The organism is Arthrobacter sp. UNC362MFTsu5.1 (genome assembly GCF_000685965.1).
Taxonomy (GTDB): Bacteria; Actinomycetota; Actinomycetes; order Actinomycetales; family Micrococcaceae; genus Arthrobacter.
The window spans coordinates 218,842-238,453 of the sequence record NZ_JMLE01000002.1; the positions used below are offsets into that span (position 1 = coordinate 218,842).

At 65.5% G+C, this 19,612-nt stretch carries 20 protein-coding genes and 1 tRNA gene; 7 read left to right on the top strand and 14 right to left on the bottom strand.

The window, feature by feature from the left end; all coding sequences use genetic code 11:
- Positions 1-128: 128 nt before the first annotated feature.
- A complete protein-coding gene (locus BS38_RS0103770) occupies positions 129-581 on the bottom strand; it encodes a hypothetical protein (protein WP_028269586.1) in 453 nt (150 codons plus the stop codon).
- A gap of 288 nt (positions 582-869) precedes the next feature.
- On the opposite strand from BS38_RS0103770, the gene BS38_RS0103775 reads away from it, so the two are divergent.
- Both BS38_RS0103775 and BS38_RS0103780 read left to right on the top strand, forming a co-directional pair.
- A complete protein-coding gene (locus BS38_RS0103775; protein WP_028269587.1) occupies positions 870-2,069 on the top strand; it encodes an acetyl-CoA C-acetyltransferase in 1,200 nt (399 codons plus the stop codon).
- Positions 2,070-2,071: 2 nt separating this feature from the next.
- Complete coding sequence (locus BS38_RS0103780) at positions 2,072-2,587, top strand: aminoacyl-tRNA deacylase (RefSeq protein ID WP_028269588.1); 516 nt, start codon at positions 2,072-2,074, stop codon at positions 2,585-2,587.
- Positions 2,588-2,597: 10 nt separating this feature from the next.
- On the opposite strand, the gene BS38_RS0103785 is transcribed toward BS38_RS0103780, so the two are convergent.
- The 11 genes from BS38_RS0103785 to BS38_RS0103835 all read right to left on the bottom strand — a co-directional run bounded on the left by BS38_RS0103785 (position 2,598) and on the right by BS38_RS0103835 (position 12,310).
- Positions 2,598-4,439: a bifunctional metallophosphatase/5'-nucleotidase gene (locus BS38_RS0103785; RefSeq protein ID WP_028269589.1), complete on the bottom strand. Its 1,842-nt coding sequence runs from the start codon at positions 4,437-4,439 to the stop codon at positions 2,598-2,600.
- A 226-nt stretch (positions 4,440-4,665) separates the two neighbouring features.
- Complete coding sequence (gene rplL, locus BS38_RS0103790; RefSeq protein WP_028269590.1) at positions 4,666-5,040, bottom strand: 50S ribosomal protein L7/L12; 375 nt, start codon at positions 5,038-5,040, stop codon at positions 4,666-4,668.
- Positions 5,041-5,118: 78 nt separating this feature from the next.
- The gene (rplJ, locus tag BS38_RS0103795; protein WP_028269591.1) at positions 5,119-5,709 is read right to left on the bottom strand and encodes a 50S ribosomal protein L10; all 591 of its coding nucleotides are present in this window, start codon (positions 5,707-5,709) and stop codon (positions 5,119-5,121) included.
- 298 nt (positions 5,710-6,007) lie between these two features.
- Positions 6,008-7,120 (bottom strand): GNAT family N-acetyltransferase, encoded by a 1,113-nt coding sequence (locus tag BS38_RS0103800; protein ID WP_028269592.1) that lies wholly within the window; start codon positions 7,118-7,120, stop codon positions 6,008-6,010.
- Between the two features lie 8 nt (positions 7,121-7,128).
- A complete protein-coding gene (locus BS38_RS0103805; RefSeq protein ID WP_028269593.1) occupies positions 7,129-8,235 on the bottom strand; it encodes a GNAT family N-acetyltransferase in 1,107 nt (368 codons plus the stop codon).
- Positions 8,217-9,308, bottom strand: coding sequence for a GNAT family N-acetyltransferase (locus BS38_RS0103810; RefSeq protein ID WP_028269594.1), 1,092 nt, complete (start codon positions 9,306-9,308; stop codon positions 8,217-8,219). Before BS38_RS0103810 ends, BS38_RS0103805 begins: the two co-directional genes overlap by 19 nt.
- 123 nt (positions 9,309-9,431) lie before the next feature.
- Positions 9,432-10,139 (bottom strand): 50S ribosomal protein L1, encoded by a 708-nt coding sequence (gene rplA / locus BS38_RS0103815; protein ID WP_028269595.1) that lies wholly within the window; start codon positions 10,137-10,139, stop codon positions 9,432-9,434.
- Positions 10,140-10,336: 197 nt separating this feature from the next.
- Positions 10,337-10,768, bottom strand: coding sequence for a 50S ribosomal protein L11 (rplK, locus tag BS38_RS0103820; RefSeq protein ID WP_003803853.1), 432 nt, complete (start codon positions 10,766-10,768; stop codon positions 10,337-10,339).
- A 133-nt stretch (positions 10,769-10,901) separates the two neighbouring features.
- On the bottom strand, positions 10,902-11,756 hold the full coding sequence (gene nusG / locus BS38_RS0103825) for a transcription termination/antitermination protein NusG (protein ID WP_028269596.1): 855 nt from the start codon (positions 11,754-11,756) through the stop codon (positions 10,902-10,904).
- A 115-nt stretch (positions 11,757-11,871) separates the two neighbouring features.
- On the bottom strand, positions 11,872-12,156 hold the full coding sequence (gene secE, locus BS38_RS0103830) for a preprotein translocase subunit SecE (RefSeq protein WP_028269597.1): 285 nt from the start codon (positions 12,154-12,156) through the stop codon (positions 11,872-11,874).
- An 81-nt stretch (positions 12,157-12,237) separates the two neighbouring features.
- Positions 12,238-12,310: transfer RNA gene (locus tag BS38_RS0103835), tRNA-Trp, on the bottom strand.
- A gap of 275 nt (positions 12,311-12,585) precedes the next feature.
- Between BS38_RS0103835 and BS38_RS0103840 the strand changes: the two genes are divergently transcribed.
- A complete protein-coding gene (locus tag BS38_RS0103840) occupies positions 12,586-13,803 on the top strand; it encodes a pyridoxal phosphate-dependent aminotransferase (RefSeq protein WP_028269598.1) in 1,218 nt (405 codons plus the stop codon).
- Between the two features lie 113 nt (positions 13,804-13,916).
- On the opposite strand, the gene BS38_RS0103845 is transcribed toward BS38_RS0103840, so the two are convergent.
- Both BS38_RS0103845 and BS38_RS0103850 read right to left on the bottom strand, forming a co-directional pair.
- Entirely contained in the window at positions 13,917-14,549 is a 633-nt protein-coding gene (locus BS38_RS0103845; RefSeq protein ID WP_043437612.1) for a response regulator transcription factor, read from the bottom strand.
- Between the two features lie 50 nt (positions 14,550-14,599).
- A complete protein-coding gene (locus BS38_RS0103850) occupies positions 14,600-16,075 on the bottom strand; it encodes an ATP-binding protein (protein WP_028269600.1) in 1,476 nt (491 codons plus the stop codon).
- 124 nt (positions 16,076-16,199) lie between these two features.
- On the opposite strand from BS38_RS0103850, the gene BS38_RS0103855 reads away from it, so the two are divergent.
- From BS38_RS0103855 to BS38_RS0103870, 4 genes are all read left to right on the top strand, one after another.
- On the top strand, positions 16,200-17,774 hold the full coding sequence (locus tag BS38_RS0103855) for a PspC domain-containing protein (RefSeq protein WP_028269601.1): 1,575 nt from the start codon (positions 16,200-16,202) through the stop codon (positions 17,772-17,774).
- Position 17,775: 1 nt separating this feature from the next.
- Positions 17,776-18,096: a hypothetical protein gene (locus BS38_RS27355; protein ID WP_028269602.1), complete on the top strand. Its 321-nt coding sequence runs from the start codon at positions 17,776-17,778 to the stop codon at positions 18,094-18,096.
- Between the two features lie 3 nt (positions 18,097-18,099).
- Entirely contained in the window at positions 18,100-18,351 is a 252-nt protein-coding gene (locus tag BS38_RS0103865) for a PspC domain-containing protein (RefSeq protein ID WP_028269603.1), read from the top strand.
- A gap of 178 nt (positions 18,352-18,529) precedes the next feature.
- Positions 18,530-19,555: a 6-phosphofructokinase gene (locus BS38_RS0103870; RefSeq protein WP_028269604.1), complete on the top strand. Its 1,026-nt coding sequence runs from the start codon at positions 18,530-18,532 to the stop codon at positions 19,553-19,555.
- The last annotated feature ends 57 nt before the right edge of the window (positions 19,556-19,612 follow it).

Here is a 19,612-nt window from a genome sequence, read left to right on the forward strand (position 1 = left end):
ACCGCTATATGAAGGCTGAAGGTAAACAGGGAAGACGCAAATATCTACGATACGGCAAAGCGGCGCGCGTGTCTACCCCACTTCCCCGGTTATTGCAAGCACTGTTGCCGGAGGCACCTAGTTGGGTTTTACAGCGTGAGCGTCACGCCCTCGGCGGTGCAGTCGCCGGCGTTGGCAAAGACAGCATCACGCACGGCGTCCTTGGCCGACTGGTCCGGCTGGCCGCCCTTCTCGACGACGGCAGAGTGGCTGATAGTGAGAGCGCTTAGCGACGAAAACAGTCCCCTCAGGTTTCCTGTGTAGGCGTCCTTGGCCTTCCATGCCTTGGAGTAGATCGCTTCATAGGCGTTGGACGTGGGCTCGCTGGCCCTATACTCCGCGTACAGCGAGTTGAACAACTCGCAGGCCTCTTTGGCGCCCCCGGACTGGAGAGCCGCCGGGCTGGAGGACGGAGACGGCGCGGATGTTGCGGACGTCGCTGCGGCCGACGACGATGTGCCCCCCGGGGCCGGGGTGGACACGGAACAGGCCGTGAGCCCGGCGAGGCTTAGCATGGCTGCCGCGGCGAGGACGTTCTTCAAGATGCTGCTCCCTGTTTTCCGTTGCTGAAACTCCTTCCACCCTACGCAACGCCGCGGGCACCCGCATTTCCGGTGCATGGGGAGTTCTCCCCTGTCGTCACCCCCGCCGGCACCCGGCGCCCGGCCGGATGAGGGGCGGGCGGCCGGATGAGGGGCGCCCTGCCGGATGAGGGGCGGGCGGCAGGAAAGGCGGGTGGAATGGACCCTGCGCCAGGTGCGTTTGAATGGATAGGTGATTCGGCTCACGATAGCCTTGGCCTACACCGTCACAGATCGGAAGAGATAACCATGAGCAACTCCCCAGACAACAACGATGTTGTCATCCTCGCTGCGGCACGCACGCCGCAGGGCCGCCTCAACGGCCAGCTGGCCAGCTTCACGGCGGTGGAACTCGGGGCGCATGCCATCAAGGCGGCCCTCGCCGCAAGCGGCGTCGGCGCCGACAAGGTGGATGCGGTCATCATGGGCCAGGTGCTGCAGGCGGGAGCCGGCCAGAACCCGGCACGGCAGAGCGCCATCGGCGCTGGCATCGGCTGGAACGTCCCCACTGTCACCATCAACAAGGTGTGCCTTTCCGGCCTGACGGCTGTCATCGACGCCGCCCGCATGATCCGCAGCGGTGATGCCGCCGTCGTCGTTGCCGGCGGGCAGGAATCCATGACCCGGGCCCCGCACATCCTGCCGGGGTCCCGGCAGGGCTGGACCTACGGGACCGTCCAGGCGCTGGATGTGGCCGCGCACGACGGCCTGACGGACGCGTTCGACGGACAGTCCATGGGGCTGTCCACCGAGAGCAAGAACCTGGTTCTTGGCATCGACCGGGCATCGCAGGACAACGTGGCGGCCCAGTCGCACCAGCGGGCCGCGCTGGCGGCCAAGAACGGCGTCTTCGACGACGAAATCGCACCCATCAGCGTCAAGCAGCGCAAGGGCGATCCCATTGTTGTCTCCGAGGATGAAGGCGTGCGCCCCAACACCACGGTGGAATCGCTGGCCGGGTTGCGGGCGGCATTCGTCAGCGACGGCACCATCACGGCCGGCAACTCCTCTCCCCTCTCCGACGGCGCCTCGGCCCTGGTGCTGAGCACGCGGAAGTTCGCGGAAGAAAACGGCCTGGACTACCTCGCGGTGGTGGGCAAGCCGGGCCAGGTGGCGGGGCCGGACAATTCGCTGCATTCGCAGCCTTCACACGCGATCAGGAATGCCCTCGACCGGGCGGGATGGACCACCGCGGACCTCGACTTCATCGAGATCAACGAGGCCTTCGGATCCGTTGCGGTGCAGTCGCTCAAGGACCTCAAGTACCCGTTGGAGAAGTGCAACATCCACGGCGGAGCCATCGCCCTGGGCCACCCCATCGGAGCCTCCGGTGCGCGCCTGGCCGGGCATGCAGCCCATGAACTGAAACGCCGGGGCACCGGAAGGGCCGCCGTATCCCTGTGCGGCGGCGGCGGGCAGGGCGAAGCTCTCCTGCTGTACCGGGACTGACCGTGGCCTCATCCCCAGACGCGGCCACCAGCAGCAGCACCACCTCCGGCGGTGTCGGCAGGGAGCGTTTCCTGGCCGACGCCGCCGCGCGCGGGCTCGAGGTCGAGATAGTGGAGCGGCTCGCAGCGAAGAGCCTTGAGGAGGCCGCCGGCATCCTGGGCATAACGCCGGCGGACATCGTGAAGTCCCTGGTGGTCAAACACAAGGACGGCAGTTTCCTCTTTGCCCTGGTCCCCGGGGACCGGCAGTTCTCCTGGCCCAAGCTGAGGGGGCTGCTGGGCGTCAACAAGCTCTCGCTGCCGCCGGCGGACGTCGCGTTGGAAGCCACCGGCTATGAACGCGGCACCATCACCCCGCTGGGAAGCATCAGGGCGTGGCCCGTCTACGCGGACGCGACCATCGCAGGGCGCCGGATTTCCATGGGGGCCGGACAGCACGGATACAGCGCCTTCGTGGATGCCGACGCCCTGACCACGGCGCTGGGCGCCGTGGTCGCGGACATCAGCGACCCCGCCTAGCCCGCACCGTTTAGGGAATGACCGTCAATGGTTGGCCGTTGACCACCAGCCGCCAGTCGCTGCGGCTGAACAGTGCCGCGTCAAGGGTGCCGCTGTCCACAACGTAGTCGATGATCCGTTGCCGGATCTCCTGCTGGCTGTTGGAGAGCACGGGCGCGGTTTTGACGCCCGGGAAGTTCCCGCCGCCGCTCTGGCGGTAGTTGTTGATGGCCATCGCGAATTCCTGGTCCGCGCGCAAGGCCTCTCCCCCGTAGCTGAGGTTCGAGATCCGGCTTCCCACGGGCCGGGCCAGGTCGATGTCGTAGGTGAGCGGGGCGTCCAGGCCATAGACGACGTCGTAGTTGTAGTCGGGCGTTCCGCCCGGTGCCGTCGGGGTGACGGAATTGGTGACGTCGGCAGCGGCGGCAGTGGTGCCGGTGACCGGTTTGAAGTACTGCGCCGACCATTCGAGGTAGGCCTTCACCTGCGCTCCGGTGACCTTGATGGACAGCAGGGTGTTGTCGAAGATGTAGAGCCCGGCGACGTCCCGGATGGTCAGCGGTCCCGCCTTTACATCCACGGCGCGGGAGAACGCCGCGGCAATGGACAAGACGGGGAGGCCGGCGTTTGCGCCACCCGCAAGCTCTGCTTTGATGGTGCTCGCCTGGACGAAGTTGATGGCGTCGATAGCCGCAGTGTCCTGCCAGCAGGCGGTTCCGGTGCTCAGCGCCGCCGTCGACGTGCCGATCACCTCGTTCACATACTTCACGGTCGCTTCGTGCCCGGCCTGCACAGCGCGGACGACGGCGGGATCCGGCTCAGCCGTCTTGGCGTCCAGCAGGTGGGAGGACGCCGAGGTGACGTTCCACCGGCCCCTCTCCTTGGTCAGCCGGAGGTCCATCACGGAAACCCGCATGCCCCACTTCAGGGGCTCCGTCAGGAGCACCTGCTTGCCGGTGGCCTTGTGGGTGACGAAGCGTTCCGGGATCTCCACGTGCGCGTGGCCCACCAGGATGGCGTCGATGCCCGGGACCTCCTCGGCAAGAAGGGTGGAGGCATTTTCCGGGAAAGGCAGGGCGTCGCCGTAGGAGGATCCCGGCGTCGCGCCTGAATGGCTGGAGACGATCACGACGTCGGCTCCGGCAGCCTTCATCTGCGGAATGACGGTCCTGGCTTCCTCCACAATGCCGTTGAAGTCCAGCTTCCCCTGGACGTTGTCCCGGTCCCACAGCGCGCAGCCGGGAGTCACGAATCCGACCAGTCCCACGGTCAGCCACCCGTTGTCCGTTTTGATGCGCTTGAGTACGTAGGGAGTGAATGCACGCTGGCCGGTCACGGCGTCGTGGACATTGGCGCCGAGCAGCGGAAAGTCCAGTTGTTTCTCCCAGGTGCGGAGCAGCGGGATGCCGTAGTTGAATTCGTGGTTCCCGAGTCCGACGGCGTCGTAGCCCACGGCATTCATTGCCAGGGTTATGGGGTGGGTGACCGAATCGGAGACGGGCCTGATCTTGGCGAAGTAGTAGGCAAGGGGCGTGCCCTGGATGGTGTCGCCGGCGTCGATGGTCAGCGTGTTCGCTGCGCCGCATTCAGCCCGCATGGCCTTGATGAGGGTGGAAGCCTGGGCGTTGCCGATCTTGTTGCCCGCAGCGTCGGCGTAGCTGGTGTTCTTGAAGTAGTCCCAGTTGAAGACGTTGTTGTGCAGGTCGGTAGTGCCGAGCACGGTCAGGGTGAACTGCTTCTTGTCCTCTGGCCGGAGGGCCGGGCGGGCCTGCGCCGCGGGGGCTCCGGCGAAGGTGGTGGCGGCGGCGGTCCCGCCGACCAGGGCTGCGGTAAGCATGGCGCGGCGGGAAGGCGAGGGGGTCGGATCGGTCATCGTGTGAGCTCCTTGACGTTGGTGGCCGGTGGGCACAAAGCCAAAGTCTAGGGCTGCGGGAAGTGCATGAAAAGGAGAGTCCACAATCTTTTTCTGAACTTCACCGGTTGTTGGTGCGGGGTGGTGCGGGGTGTCCGCGGGGCGGCTGGTGCGGCTGTTGATGCCGCTCCGGACGCAGAAAACCCCGCCCACCGGAGTGGACGGGGTTTCCGTGAAGCAGCGTGTGTTACTTGAGGGTAACGGTGGCGCCGGCAGCTTCGAGCTGCTCCTTGGCCTTCTCGGCAGCTTCCTTGGTGACGCCTTCGAGGACGGCCTTCGGAGCGCTGTCAACAACGTCCTTAGCTTCCTTGAGGCCCAGGGAAGTGATGGCGCGAACTTCCTTGATCACTGCGATCTTCTTGTCGCCAGCAGATTCGAGAACGACGTCGAATTCGGTCTTCTCTTCAGCTTCTTCAGCAGCACCGGCAGCGGGGCCAGCAACGGCAACAGCAGCAGCGGTAACTTCGAAGGTCTCTTCGAAGAGCTTGACGAACTCGGAGAGCTCGATGATGGTCAGTTCCTTGAAAGCTTCAATGAGCTCTTCGTTGGTGAGCTTCGCCATGGTGTGGCGTCCTTCCTATAGGTGGTGCTTGGCGGCCTGGGCCGTAGTCCTCGCACCGGAGTCTGGTCTAAAAGAGAATTAGTTCTCTTCGGTGGCTGCGGCTTCGGCCGGAGCTTCGGTCTCTGCTGCTTCTGCGGCCGGTGCTTCTTCAGCGGCGGGCGCTTCGGCAGCTGCCGGTGCACCGTTCTCTTCTTCAAGCTTGAGGCGCAGGGCGTCGATGATGCGTGCAGCGGCGGCAGCAGGAGCCTTGAGGATCCCTGCAACCTTGGCGAGCTGCAGCTCACGGGACTCGAGTGCTGCCAGGGCAGCAACTTCGCTGGCGTTCAGGGCCTTGCCCTCGAAGTAACCGGTCTTGATGACCAGCTGCTTGTTGGTCTTGGCAAAATCCGTCAGGCTCTTGGCAGCCGCAACTGCGTCACCCTTGATGAACGCGATTGCAGTGGGGCCGGCGAGCTGTCCGTCGAATGCTTCGACACCAGCTTCCTTGGCTGCAATGGCGGTCAGGGTGTTCTTGACGACCGAGAACTTGGTGTCCTGGCCGAGAGAAACACGCAGCTGCTTGAGCTGTGCAACAGTGAGCCCACGGTATTCGGTCAGGACAGCGGCGTTCGATTCCTTGAAATCGTTTGTGATCTCAGCTACTGCTGAAACCTTTGCAGGCGTTGCCATAACCCTCCTTCCGGGGATAGTGCCGGTATTCCGGGTCCCCGCTCAAGGTGAGCTAAAACTAAAAACGCCCCGCGCAGATGCACGGGGCTTGGCTCAACGCAGTTCTAACCGCGGAGCTTTGCTTCGTTCACCTGCGCCGGCCGCCCTATGTTCAGGGTCCTTCGTCCGGAAATCCACTGGCTCTCCCGCACACAACTGCAGAATTGAGCGATGCTCAGGAGAGTGGATTTCCAACAACCGACGGTCTTTGGTAGTTCAAGCTTACGGGCAAGGCTGCCCGTACTCCAAATCGGGCGGCTCAGCTGCTGCTGGGCCCGAGGTCCGGGAGGTCCTTCTGCCAGATCCCCGTGACGCCCGCCGTGGTGAACCCCAGCTGCTGGTTCACCTTGAGCAGGTACCTGTTCTCCGGGGCGTTCCAGGTGTAGATGACCCTGGCATCAGGGAACTGCTCGGTGAGCCGTTCCATGTTGGCCACCTTAATCAGCAGGCCCAGCTTGTTGCCCCGGTGTTCCTGCATCACCACTGTGTCGTCCTGGAACACCACGTCCTGCCGCTGCGAAAGGACACTGATGGTGGTCAGCCCCACGAGCATCCCGGTGGCGATGTGTTCGACGGCGGTGACCACCGTGCGCCGTCCCTGCGCAATGGTGGCCTCTTCCGCTTTCCTGATCATGGCGCCGTCGAACACCATCTGCTCGTCGGTCCTTGACGACGGTTCAGTGTCCTCGCCTGCCTGGTTTTCGAGGGCGGCCACCGCGTCCAGCCACTGGTCCGGGCACCGGTCCGTCCAGTGATGCAACCGGTAGCGGCCAGCGTTGGCCTGCTCCGCTTCGTCCGACAGTTCCGCGACCAGCTTGGTGTCCAGCGGCAGCAGGCACGAGCTGAACTGCTCGATGTGCTGCAGGGTGTAGCCGGTCTTGCGGGCAAACTCCACTTCCCGGCTTCCCATCGGAACGAAGCCAAGGCCGGAGCCCGGGACCAGCTGGTCATCGACCTCGCTGTTCAATGAGACGCCGGGATGGTTGGTGTCGATCAGGATCGACGTCCGGCCTTCAGCCCGGGCAAACTGCTCCGCCGCTTCCAGCAACTGGCGTCCCACTCCCTGGCGCTGGAACTCGGGCAGGATGTCCAGCGTGAATTCCGCGAGGTCCAGGTTATCGGCCAGGGGCAGGGCGATGTCTGCCGTGCCCACGATTTCGCCGTCCACCCTGGCAACGAGGATGATCTGGCGTTCGTAGGGATCGGCAAGTTCGAGGAGCTTTTCCAGCGGGGTGTAGGCGAGATCGTCACTCCCCCATGTCTGCATCCGGACCTTCCGGCTCACTTCGACGGCGGCCAGGAAATCGGCGCTGTCGGGCCCGTCGAGGGAATCGGGAATCCAGAGTTGTTCGATCCGTACGTCTTTAACCATAGAGGGCGTCATTCCAGTCGTTTCTGCCACTCACCTTCAAAGCCGGCGGGCTTGAATCCAAGCGAAATATTAATCGCCAGCATATGCCGGTTTTCGCTGGCGTTCCATGTAATGACCGACTCCGCAGCCGGGCACGCCTCCAGGGCGAGCCTGATATTGGCGATCTTGGCCAGCATTCCCAGCCGGCGGCCGCGGTGCGGTGCCGCGACCAGCGTGTCTTCCTGGATCAGAACGCGGGGCCGCTCCGGACGGTAGCTCAGCACCGTAAAGGCTGCCAGGTCTCCTGTCCCCGAGTGCTGGACCGCGGCCACCAGCGCCACCACACCGCTGCGCTCCCAGCCTTGTTCCTCAACGCGCACCCTCGCCGCGTCCCAGTCTTCGACCTCGGCTTCCAGCCCGGCGGTCGGCACGTCCGCGCTCATCCTCCGTTTCAGGGCGGCGTAGGCATCCACGAGGGATTCCGGGCAGCTGCCCTGCCACGCCACCACCCGGTAGCCGTCCGCGTGCTTCCTGGCGTCGGCTTCCAGTCCGTCCAGCAGCTCCGGGTCCACAGGCAGCCGCAGCCTGCCGGACCTTTCCACCTGCTCCAGTTCATAACCGGAGGCCAGGGCGAAGCACGTTGAGGCAAGGTTCAGCGGAACACCGCCGCTCCCGGATTTCGCCGGGAGTTCTTCCGTGCCCGGCTGCTGCTCCTGGACGGGCTCCTCGCAGTAGCCTTCGAATACCCTGCGTCCGCGGCTGTGGGCCGCTTCCTCTGCAACCGCGAGCAGCCGCCTGCCAATCCCCCGCCGCCGATACGGGGCAGCAACCAGCACGTCGATCCAGGCCACTGACATGTTCTCCTTGAGCGGCAGCACCACCGCACAGGTACCCACCGGGACGCCATCCAGCCTTGCCAGGAACTGCAGGCGTTCCTCGTAATCGGTTCCGCGCCAATATTCCTGGTCTTCCCGGAGTGTGGATCCGCGGTCCAGGTTTCCCCACTTGGCCAGATGGTGCCCGTCGCGGAGCGCACGGCACGCCAGGAGGCTGGCGGCCCGTTCCGTCCCTTCGTCCCCGGGCTGCGGGATGGCGACGGCGGTGATCGCCAGGCCGGTCACGGCGTCTTCTGCCATTCACCGTCGTACCCCGCGGGACGGAAGCCGAGCGCCACGTTGATGGAGAGCATGTGGTCGTTTTCGGCGGCGTTGAACGTAATGATTCGCTCCACCTCCGGATAACCGGCCAGCAGCCGGCGGATGTTGAGGATCTTGACCAGCATTCCCAGGCGGTGCCCCCGGTGATGGCGGGCCACGAGGGTATCGTCCTGGTTGGCCAGCCACGGCTTCCCGTCTGACACCTGAAGGACGGTGTACGCGGCCAGTTCCCCGGTCGAACGGTGCCGGGCGGCTGCCACCAGGGAGTTCAGGCCGGCCTTCTTCCACGTTTTCTCCACGTGCCGGACCCGGGTCACGTCCCAGGTTTCCTCGTCGTAGTTGAGGCCACCCGCGGGCGTGTCCGTACTCATGCGGGACATCAGGACTGCGAGTTGTTCCGCATGTTCCTCAGGGCAACGGTCCGTCCAATGCAGCAACTCGTACTGCTGCGCCGCCTTTTTCCCCGCTTCGCTTTCCAGTGCAGAAAGCTTGCTGTCCGCCGTGGGGAGGGACAGGGCGCTGAAGCGCTCCACCTGTTCCAGCCGGTAGCCGGCCTGCAGGGCGAAACGCACACCGTCCGCGTCTGCGGGCACTCCGCCCGTTCCCGTTGCCGGCCGGAGCAGCCCGGACCCGTCGGCGTCGAAGTCTGCCGGGTGCTCCGTGAATGTCTGAAGTATGGTGCGCCCGTGCAATGCTGCCAGCTGCTCGGCGTGGCCCAGCAGCGCCAGGCCGATCCCCCGGCCCCGGAACTCCTTCAGCACAGTCACGTGCAGGAGTGCGGTCTGGAGGTTTTCCTGGACCCCCATGCGGATCCAGGACCTCGCAACCATCCGACCGCGCAGCCGCACGAAGAAGAGCCTCACCTGTGCGTAGGGGCTGTCCCGCCAATAATGAAGCCTCGTGGCCAACGGTGCCAGGCGGTCCGCGTTACCCCAGGTTTCGAGCACCAGGGCATCGCTGAGCGCTCCGAACTCCAGGAACTCGCCGGCCTCCGGGGAATCGATTGCGTCGGGCAGGACAAGGGGTTCGATGACGTAAGCCGCTGCATTCACGGGGACAGCCTAACCGGGGGCGGACTCTCAGCCAACGGACGCTCCGCCAGGGGAATGGAGGCGGAGACGCAGAAAGACCGCCCCGCAACTGCGGGACGGTCTTTCATGCGGAACTGCTGAGGATTAGACCTCGGTCAGGACCTTGGTGACGTTGGGGTCAACGGAGATGCCCGGGCCGAACGTGGTAGCCACGGTGGCCTTCTGGATGTAGCGGCCCTTGGAAGCGGACGGCTTCAGGCGAAGGACCTCTTCCAGTGCTGCTGCGTAGTTCTCGGCCAGCTTGACGGCGTCAAAGGAAACCTTGCCGATGATGAAGTGCAGGTTGGAGTGCTTGTCGACGCGGAAGTCGATCTTGCCGCCCTTGATGTCGTTGACAGCCTTGGTGACGTCGGGGGTCACGGTGCCGGTCTTCGGGTTCGGCATCAGGTTACGCGGACCCAGGACCTTACCGAGGCGGCCAACCTTGCCCATGAGGTCGGGGGTGGCGACGGCGGCGTCGAAGTCGGTCCAGCCGGCTGCGATCTTTTCGATCAGGTCATCGGAACCAACGAAGTCGGCGCCGGCAGCGATTGCTGCTTCTGCCTTGTCGCCCGTTGCGAAGACGAGGACGCGGGCGACCTTACCGGTGCCGTGCGGCAGGTTGACCGTGCCGCGGACCATCTGGTCGGCCTTGCGAGGGTCTACGCCCAGGCGGAAAGCGACCTCAACGGTGGCGTCGAACTTGGACGGGTTGGTGTCCTTGGCGAGCGTCACTGCCTCGAACGGCGCGTAGAACTTCTCCGCGTCGATCTTGGCGGCGGCTGCCTCATATGCTTTGCTGCGCTTTGCCATGCTGCTTATTCTCCTTGTGCAGTTGTGGTCTGCGGACCGCGCTGGGCCCTGCCACAGTTGGAATCCCGAAACGGTTTGTCCGGACCGGATGTCCAACATTTCTATGTTTAGGTGGTGCCGGTTGCCCGGCGGTGCTGTCCGCCGTCGTCCTCGGTTTCTTACGGTCCGAGTGCCGACGCCGCATCAGCGGTGGGGAATTAACCCTCGACGGTGATACCCATGGAGCGGGCGGTGCCGGCGATGATCTTCGCTGCGCCTTCGAGGCTGGTGGCGTTGAGGTCTTCCATCTTGGTGGAAGCGATCTCGTTGACCTGGGCCTGGGTCAGCTTGGCAACCTTGACGGTGTGCGGGGTAGCTGAACCCTTGGCGACGCCTGCAGCCTTTTTGATGAGCTCTGCAGCCGGCGGGGTCTTGGTGATGAACGTGAACGAGCGGTCTTCGTAGACCGTGATTTCAACAGGAATAACGTTGCCGCGCTGGGCTTCCGTCGCAGCGTTGTACGCCTTGCAGAATTCCATGATGTTGACACCGTGCTGGCCAAGCGCAGGACCGATCGGCGGGGCCGGGTTAGCGGCACCTGCCTGGATCTGCAGCTTGATGAGGCCGGTGACCTTCTTCTTGGGAGCCAATGTAGGGTCCTTCTCTCAATTTCGTCCTGGGACACAGGAGCGTGCCTCAGGTTGGTGGCCGCCATGGCGAGGCGACCGGCCGCTACATGGCTGCTAAGCGGGCAGCCCTGAAGCGAATTCTGGTGGGGTGTTGCTAGATCTTGGTGACCTGGTTGAACGCCAGGGTGACCGGGGTCTCGCGCTCGAAGATGGAGACCAGCACCACGAGGGTCTGCGAATCGATCTTGATCTCGGAGATCGTGGCGGGGAGGGTCTCGAAGGGACCTTCCTTGACGATGACGGACTCGCCGACTTCGAAGTCGACGTCCACGGGAGCGGCGGCGTGCTTGACCGGCTTGCCCTTCTCGGCCTGCTCTTCTTCGAAGACGGGGGCGAGCATGGAGAAGACCTCATCGAGCCGCAGCGGGACCGGGTTGTGGGCGTTGCCCACGAAGCCGGTGACGCCGGGGGTGTGCCGGACGGCGCCCCAGGAAGCGTCGGTCAGGTCCATGCGGACCAAAACGTAGCCGGGGATGCGGACGCGGTTGATGACCTTGCGCTGAGCGTTCTTGATCTCAACGACTTCTTCCATCGGGACCTGGATTTCGAAGATGTAATCTTCCATGTCCAAAGTCTGGATGCGGGTCTCAAGGTTGGCCTTGACGCGGTTTTCGTAACCCGCGTAGGAGTGGATGACGTACCAGTCGCCTTCCTGGCGGCGCAGCTTGGCCTTGAATTCCTCGGCCGGATCAACCTCAGCCTTGGCGGCCGCGGCGGCCAGGGCGTCAGCCTCATCGTCCTCGGAGCCGGCTTCGGCGTCGTCAGAGTCTTCGTCCGTTTCGGCGTCGTCAGCATCAGCGTCAGCGTCGGCCTCAGAGGAATCGTCGATGGAATCGGGCGCAGCAGACTCAACCTCTGACTCTTCCCCGGCTACCGCCGCGGCGTCTGTTGTGCTGTCCGTGGACCCATCCAGCTCAGTCTCAGTTACCTCGAGCTCCTGCTCAGACACTTGGTCTCCTGCTTCCTCATTGCCTAACATGCCTATTTAAATGGCTCAATTCCGCACACCCCGTGAATGCTTCCGGATTCCCGGAGCATTCCACGCAGTCTGCGGACGGATCGCCTTAGCGGTCCGCGGGGCCTGTGCCGCCGAAGACCCAGCTCACTCCGGTCCCGAAAGCCAAGTCCAGGACGGTAACAATGAGCATCATGATGATCACGAACACCAGCACCACGAGCGTGTAATTGATCAGTTCCTTGCGGGTGGGTGCTACGACCTTCTTCAGTTCGCCGATGACCTGGCGGACGAAGAGTGCGATGCGAGCGAAGAAGCCGGCCTTGGCGGCATTCTTGGCGGGGCGGCCCTTGGAGCTGCTTGCAGCCGTTTCGGTCACCTGGTCCTCACTCATCCTCGCAAATGTCGGATACCCGGCTCTGAACTGAACCATGGTTGCTGCGCTGGCTCCGGCTAACCGCCGGAACCGCTTGCGCAGGGCAGACAGGACTCGAACCTGCAACCTGCGGTTTTGGAGACCGCTGCGCTACCAATTGCGCCACTACCCTATGGATCGAAAACCAATCACACCACACTTCCCGCAAACTTCACGGGGCGCAGGCCATCATCGTGTTTTCAACACCGGAGAACTAGTCTACGCAACAACTGCGCTTACGTCGAACCAGCCTCATTTCGGACCTTCTTCGCGGCTGCCAGGGCCTGCCGACCGGGACACGGTCACATTCCTGGCCGTCACGGTGAACGATCCGCTGAACAGCATAGAGTAGATCTCGTCGAATCCCACAACCAGCCATCGAGCTGCAAGCGAAGAATGGACCCTGCCATGCCTGCCGCCCGCGTTTCCCAACGCATTTCCGCTATCGCCGAATCCGCCACCCTGGCCGTTGATGCCAAGGCCAAGGCACTCAAGGCAGCCGGACGGCCGGTCATCGGCTTCGGCGCCGGGGAACCCGACTTCCCGACCCCCGGTTACATCGTTCAGGCCGCCATCGACGCCGCCAGCCAGCCGAAGTACCACCGCTACTCCCCCGCCGGCGGGCTCCCGGAACTCAAGCAGGCCATTGCGGACAAGACCTTGCGGGATTCCGGCTACAAGGCCGAGGCGTCACAGGTCCTGGTTACCAACGGCGGCAAGCAGGCCGTGTACAACACCTTCGCCACGCTGGTCGATCCGGGCGATGAGGTCATTGTTCCCACGCCGTTCTGGACCACGTACCCGGAAGCCATCCGGCTGGCCGGCGGCGTGCCCGTGGAGGTCTTCGCGGGCCCGGAACAGGACTACCTCGTTACCGTGGAGCAGCTCGAAGCCGCCCTGACCGAGCGCACCAAGATCCTGCTGTTCGTGTCGCCGTCGAACCCCACCGGCTCGGTGTACTCGCCGGAGCAGGTCCGCGAAATCGGATTGTGGGCGGCCTCCAAGGGGCTGTGGGTGGTCACCGACGAAATCTACGAACACCTCACCTACGACGGCGTTCCCTTCACGTCCATTGCAACGGCCGTTCCGGAACTCGGCGACAAGGTGGTCATCCTCAACGGGGTGGCCAAGACCTACGCCATGACCGGCTGGCGCGTGGGGTGGATGATCGGCCCGGCGGACGTCATCAAGGCGGCCACCAACCTGCAGTCGCACGCCACCTCGAATGTGTCCAACATCCCGCAGGTTGCTGCCCTCGCGGCCGTCTCCGGGCCGCTCACCGCGGTTGACGAGATGAAGGTGGCCTTCGACCGCCGCCGGAAGGCGATTGTCGCCGGCCTGAACGCCATTGACGGGGTGGAATGCCCGACGCCGAAGGGCGCCTTCTACGTCTACGCGGACGTCCGCGGCCTGCTGGGCAAGGAATTCGAGACGGCGAACGGGACCGCCCGCCCGCAGACTTCCGCCGAGCTGGCTGCACTCATCCTGGACGAGGTTGAGGTTGCGGTCGTACCGGGCGAGGCGTTCGGTCCCTCGGGCTACCTGCGCCTCTCCTACGCACTGGGCGACGACGACCTCGCCACGGGTGTGGCACGGCTTCAGGCCTTCCTCGGCAAGGCCAAGTAGGGCCCCTCTCTCACTTTCCGCAGGAAACCCGCCAACGCTCTCTCACTTTTCGCAAGAAAGTCAGAGAGCGTCGGCGGTTAACCGGCAGGAAGTGAGAGAGCGTCCGGGGTGGGCTAGAGGAGCCGGCGTTCGGCGGCCCACTTGGTCAGTTCGTGGCGGCTGGACAGCTGCAGTTTGCGCAGCACGGCGGAGACGTGGGTTTCCACTGTCTTGATGGAGATGAAGAGCTCCTTGGCCACTTCCTTGTAGCTGTAGCCGCGCGCGATGAGCCGCATGACCTCCAGCTCGCGGGCGGAGAGGCGGTCGAGTTCGTCGTCGGCGATATCCGCCGGGGCCGTGCCGAACGCATCGAGCACGAAGCCTGCCAGCCGCGGCGAAAAAACGGCGTCGCCGCCGGCCACACGGAGGACGGCATCGGTGATTTCCGTGCCGGAGATGCTTTTGGTCACATAGCCGCGGGCTCCGGCCCGGATGACCGAAACCACGTCTTCTGCGGCGTCGGAGACGCTCAGGGCCAGGAACCGGGTGCTGCCGAGCAGTGCGGCCGATCCGGCAATCACTTCGCGCCCGCCGCCGCCCAGGCCACCCGGCAGGTGGACGTCCAGCAGCACCACTTCGGGCCGGGTCTGCGCGATCACGGCGATGGCCTGCTCGACTGTTCCGGCCTCGCCCACGACGGTGACCCGGGCGTCCAGGTCCGCTTTGAGCCCCGACCGGAAGATGGCGTGATCATCCACGATGACCACGCGGATGGCCGGAACACCTCCTGCATGAGCGCCCGCTGTGTCGATGTTGTTCACGACTTTCCCTCTCCGTTGTCCGCGGCGTCGGAAGGAAGCCTGAGCCGCACTTCCGTGCCGTCCGCGCTGCTGCTGATGACGGCGGTCCCGCCGTGGCGGTTCATCCGTCCGACAATCGATTCCCTGACCCCCATGCGGTCGGCCGGAACCGTCTGCGGGTCGAAACCGGGTCCGCGGTCCTTCACATAGACTTCCGCGCCGCCGTCGGCCACCTCGAGATAAACCGACACTGCACCGCCGCCGTGGCGGGACGCGTTCACCATGGCCTCCCGGCTCGCCTGCACCAGTGCTTCGTGGCGGGCGGTCATGGCGGTGTCTCCCACACTGACCACGTCCACGGCATGGCCCAGGGAGTCCTCAACTTCCGCCGCGGCTGCCTTGATGCGCTCGGAGAGCTGCCCTGCATCCTTGTCGGGGTCGCGGTACAACCAGCCCCGCAGCTCCCGTTCCTGGGCGCGTGCCAGGCGGACGACGTCGTTCTCGTTCCCTGCCCGGCGCTGGATCAGCGCGAGCGTCTGCAGCACGGAATCGTGCAGGTGGGCGGCAATCTCCGCACGCTCCGTGGCCCGGACGCGGCCGGCGCGCTCCGCTTCCAGGTCCCGCCAGAATTTCAGGCCCCACGGGAGCAGCACCAGGGCCACACCGCCAAGGACTGCCACGGAGGCAAGGAGCGCCAGCCAGGTCTGCTCCCAGGAGCCGGAGCCGGACACCATCACCAGTACACCGGCCACCACCAGGGCGAGCCCGGCGGCGAGCCTTGCCCAGCCGCCGGCCTGGTCCGCCTTGGTCTTGTCGAGGAGGCCCGCCCGGCGGGTTTCATCCAGCTGCATCCAGGCGATTGCCGCCCCGCCAAGGATCGCGGCGGCGGGGATCAGCGTCCCCAGGGGGACGTCGACGCCCAGCATGCGCGCGATCAGGATTCCGCCTGCCAGCAGGAGACCGGCTCCCAAGAGTATTTCCTTGCCGTACGGCATGCTCCGGACCCGGAACCACGGCGCGCCGGCGCCCGACCCGGCGGAGGTCCCGCCGTCGGTGCCGCCGGAAATCGCGGCGCCCGGGCCGCCGGAGGTGATGCCGGTGGTGGCTGCCGCACCGGCCGCAACGCCGGACGGAACGGCCGGTGCCGGTGCGTCGTTGAGGGCGGCTGTGCCAGGGAAGGTGGCTGCGGCGGGCACTGGCCCGGGCATGAAATCCGGCGGCACCGGCAGCGGCGCCGGGGCGCTGACGGCCGGGGCAATGGGCGAGGCCGGACGGCGTGCGTTCCGTTTCGCGTTCTCGTCCGAAGTGGGAACCATGATCCAGAGCCATGCGTAGAAGGCCAGCCCGGCTCCGCCTGCGAGCGCTGCCACCACCATGCCGATCCGGACCATCCGCACCGACCAGCCCAGGTGGGCGGCCAGGCCCGAACAGACGCCTGCGATCACGCGGTCGCTGCTGCGGACCAGCGGGGGGCGGGTCATGGCGGTTGTCATGTGTCAATCCAAACATGGATCAGGGTTCCGCACGCCTGATTCCGCACGGAACCGGGGGTCACTCAGGGACGGCTCAGGGTGTTCCCCAATAGAGCGCGGCGGCCGCGGACGGCAGGATCGAAGTATGAACTCGCACAATGCATACCCCGATGAAGATCCGCTGCCGTCCGGCCGTCCCGAGTCCGGGACCGGTGCCGGCACTGATTCCGGCTCCCCGTCCGGAACCGGCTCCACGCCCGGCTCCACTCCCGGCGCTGACTTCCCCGGCGGGCCGCCGCCGCTGTATCCGAACGCGCAGCTCCCCGGCGCCGGGTTACCCGGCGGCCAGGCCCCCGGCGCACACTCGGCCGATACCCGGTACGCCTACCCGCAGTCCCAGCCCCAGAACTTCTTCAACTGGGTCCGGAGCCACGGCATTCAACGCGGACAGGACCGCTGGATCGGCGGCGTCGCCAGCGGCATAGCGCACCGGCTGGGCGTCGACCCGCTGATCGTGCGCGGCGTCTTCATCGTCCTGTCGATTTTCGCCGGCATCGGCGTACTGCTTTACGGCATCGCCTGGGCACTGCTGCCGGAGCCCGACGGCCGCATCCATGTCCAGGAAGCCGGGGCCGGACGCTGGACCACCGGCATGACCGGAGCCCTCATCACCACGGTGATCGGCTTTCCCAGCCTGGGCAGCGGCTTCTGGGGTTGGGAGCGGAACGGGTTCGGCGGCTTCTTCTGGACGGTCTTCTGGATAGCAGGCGCCGTCTACCTCATCTACTACCTCTCGCAGCGGGACAAGGCCTCGAACGGAGCACCTCTCATGAATACCAGCACAGATGCGGGCTCCGCTGCCGGCGGAACCTTCGCAGCGACGTCCCCGGCAGGAACCTCCTCCCCGGCCCCCGGCGGCTCCTATGAGCCCGGCTCGTACACGGGCGCACCATACTCCGGCGGCTCCTACTCCGGTGCCCCGTACACCGGCGGACCGTACGACGGCGGCGTTCCCGGCTCGGGCGGCTACGGCGCCACCCCGCCTTACGGCGGCGGCTACGGCGGACCGTCCAAGTCCGCTCCCAAGGCTCCGAACGTTGGCCCCGGCGCCCCCGCCGTCGCGGTGACGGCAGGCGTGGCCCTGCTGGTGGGCGGCGGAATCAAAGCACTCGAAGCCCTTAACGTCATCAACCTGGGTGACGCCACGAACGCCGTGGTGTGGGCCAGCGGTGCGGCCATCCTGGGTCTCGGCATCCTGATCGCCGGCCTCAGGGGCAGGACCTCCGGAATCCTCGGCTTCTTTGCAGTGGTGGCGCTCATCATCGGCGGCATCTTCAACGTGGTACCCAACGGCGACCGCTTCCGTTTCCAGGACGCCAACTGGAACCCGGTCAGCATCGAACAGGCACGGGAAGGCTTCAACATCACGGGAGGAAGCGGAACCGCTGACCTGACGCGGCTGAACCTCACGCCGCCGCTGGGCACCGACGTCGTCATTCCCATGGACGTCACGGCAAGCAACCTGACCGTGGTCATTCCGGACACGGTTCCCGTGGAGATCCGGGCGGACATGACCCTGGGCAACCTCAACGAGGGTTCGCAGAACCATGGCGGCATGACGTCGCAGCAGAGCAACTACAACACCGACAAGCCGGGGGCCGCGCTCATCCTCAAGATCGACGGCACCATGAGCAACATCACCATCCAGGAAGGAAACTGACATGAGCAGTTACGAACCTGCCCCGGACACTGCCCCGCAGGGACCAACACAGCATGCGGAAGCGGCCCAGCAAGCGGAAGCGTCACGGGGCACAGGAGCGCGGCACGGCGGACCGTCGCCGGCACGGGTGGGCACCGTGGTCTGGGGCCTCATCGTCCTCGCGCTGGCTGCGTTGATCATCATCGGCCAGCTCGGGATCGTGGCCCTCAACGGAACCTACGTACTCATCGGATTGATGATCGGTGCCGGCGCCGCCCTGGTGATAGGCGGGCTCCTCTCAGCCCGCGGACGTGACAAAGAAACCACAACAGGGAAGTCTTGAGGCATGGATAAGTTCTTCAGCATCGTCAGGGGCTTCGGCCTGAAGCGGGGACCACAACGGTGGCTGGGCGGAGTGTGCGGAGGGATCGCCGCGAAGCTCAACGTGGACGTCGCCTTCGTCCGGATCGCGTTCCTGCTCCTCAGCCTCCTGCCCGGTCCGGCCTTCGTCTTCTACCTGGCGGCGTGGCTCATCCTCCCGGACCAGCGAAACGCCATCATCCTCCAGTCGTTCCTGGACAAACGATCGATCAACTGACCTGACCAAGCAGTCAAAGGACCCCTGTTCCCTCCGGAACGGGGGTCCTTTTTGTTTGCCATAGAGCGAGGGCCTTTGTAACCAGTTTGTGTCGTAACCCACACTCACCACTAGAATCTAGGTGAGCTCAGCGTGGCGCTCTGCCTGTACACCCTCTCACCAGGATTTGAGCCGAGACATGAAAATTGGAATTCTCACCAGCGGCGGCGACTGCCCCGGACTGAACGCCGTGATCCGCGGCGCCGTCCTCAAGGGAATCGCCATCCACGGCCACGAATTCGTGGGATTCCTCGACGGCTGGCGCGGCGTCGTCGAAGGCGACATCATCCCCATCCCCCGCACCATGGTCCGCGGCATCGCCAAGCAGGGCGGCACCATCCTCGGCACGTCCAGGACCAACCCGTTCGAAAACGGCGGCGGCCCCGAGGTCATCAAGGCCCACATGGACCGGCTCGGCATCGACGCCATCATCGCCATCGGCGGTGAAGGAACCCTGGCCGCAGCCAAGCGGCTGACCGACGCGGGCCTGAAGATCGTCGGCGTCCCCAAGACGGTGGACAACGACCTCGACGCCACGGACTACACCTTCGGCTTCGACACTGCCGTCCAGATTGCCACCGAGGCCATCGACCGCCTCCGCACCACGGGTGAATCGCACCACCGCTGCATGATCGCCGAGGTCATGGGCCGCCACGTGGGCTGGATCGCCCTGCACGCCGGCATGGCCTCGGGCGCCCACGCGATCCTCATTCCGGAGCAGAAGGCCTCCATGGACCAGATCACCGAGTGGGTGCAGGAAGCCCACGCCCGCGGCCGCGCGCCGCTGGTGGTCGTGGCCGAAGGATTCGTTCCGGAGGGCCAGGAAGCACCGCACTCCGAGCGCGGCCTGGACACCTTCGGGCGCCCGCGCCTGGGCGGCATCGCCGAGATGCTGGCACCCGAACTCGAAGCCCGGACCGGCATCGAGACCCGCGCCACCGTCCTGGGCCACATCCAGCGCGGCGGCGTCCCCTCCGCGTTCGACCGCGTCCTGGCCACGCGCCTGGGCATGGCCGCCATCGACTCCGTGGTGGACCACCGCTGGGGCACCATGGTGTCGCTGAACGGCACCGACATCGTCCACGTCGGCTTCGACGCCGCCCTGGGCAACCTCAAGCGCGTCCCGCAGGACCGGTACGACGAAGCTGCCGTCCTCTTCGGATAGGCAGCGTTCGGATAGGCCGCACCGCGGACGGACAGCTGGGGCCCCTGCGGCACGGGC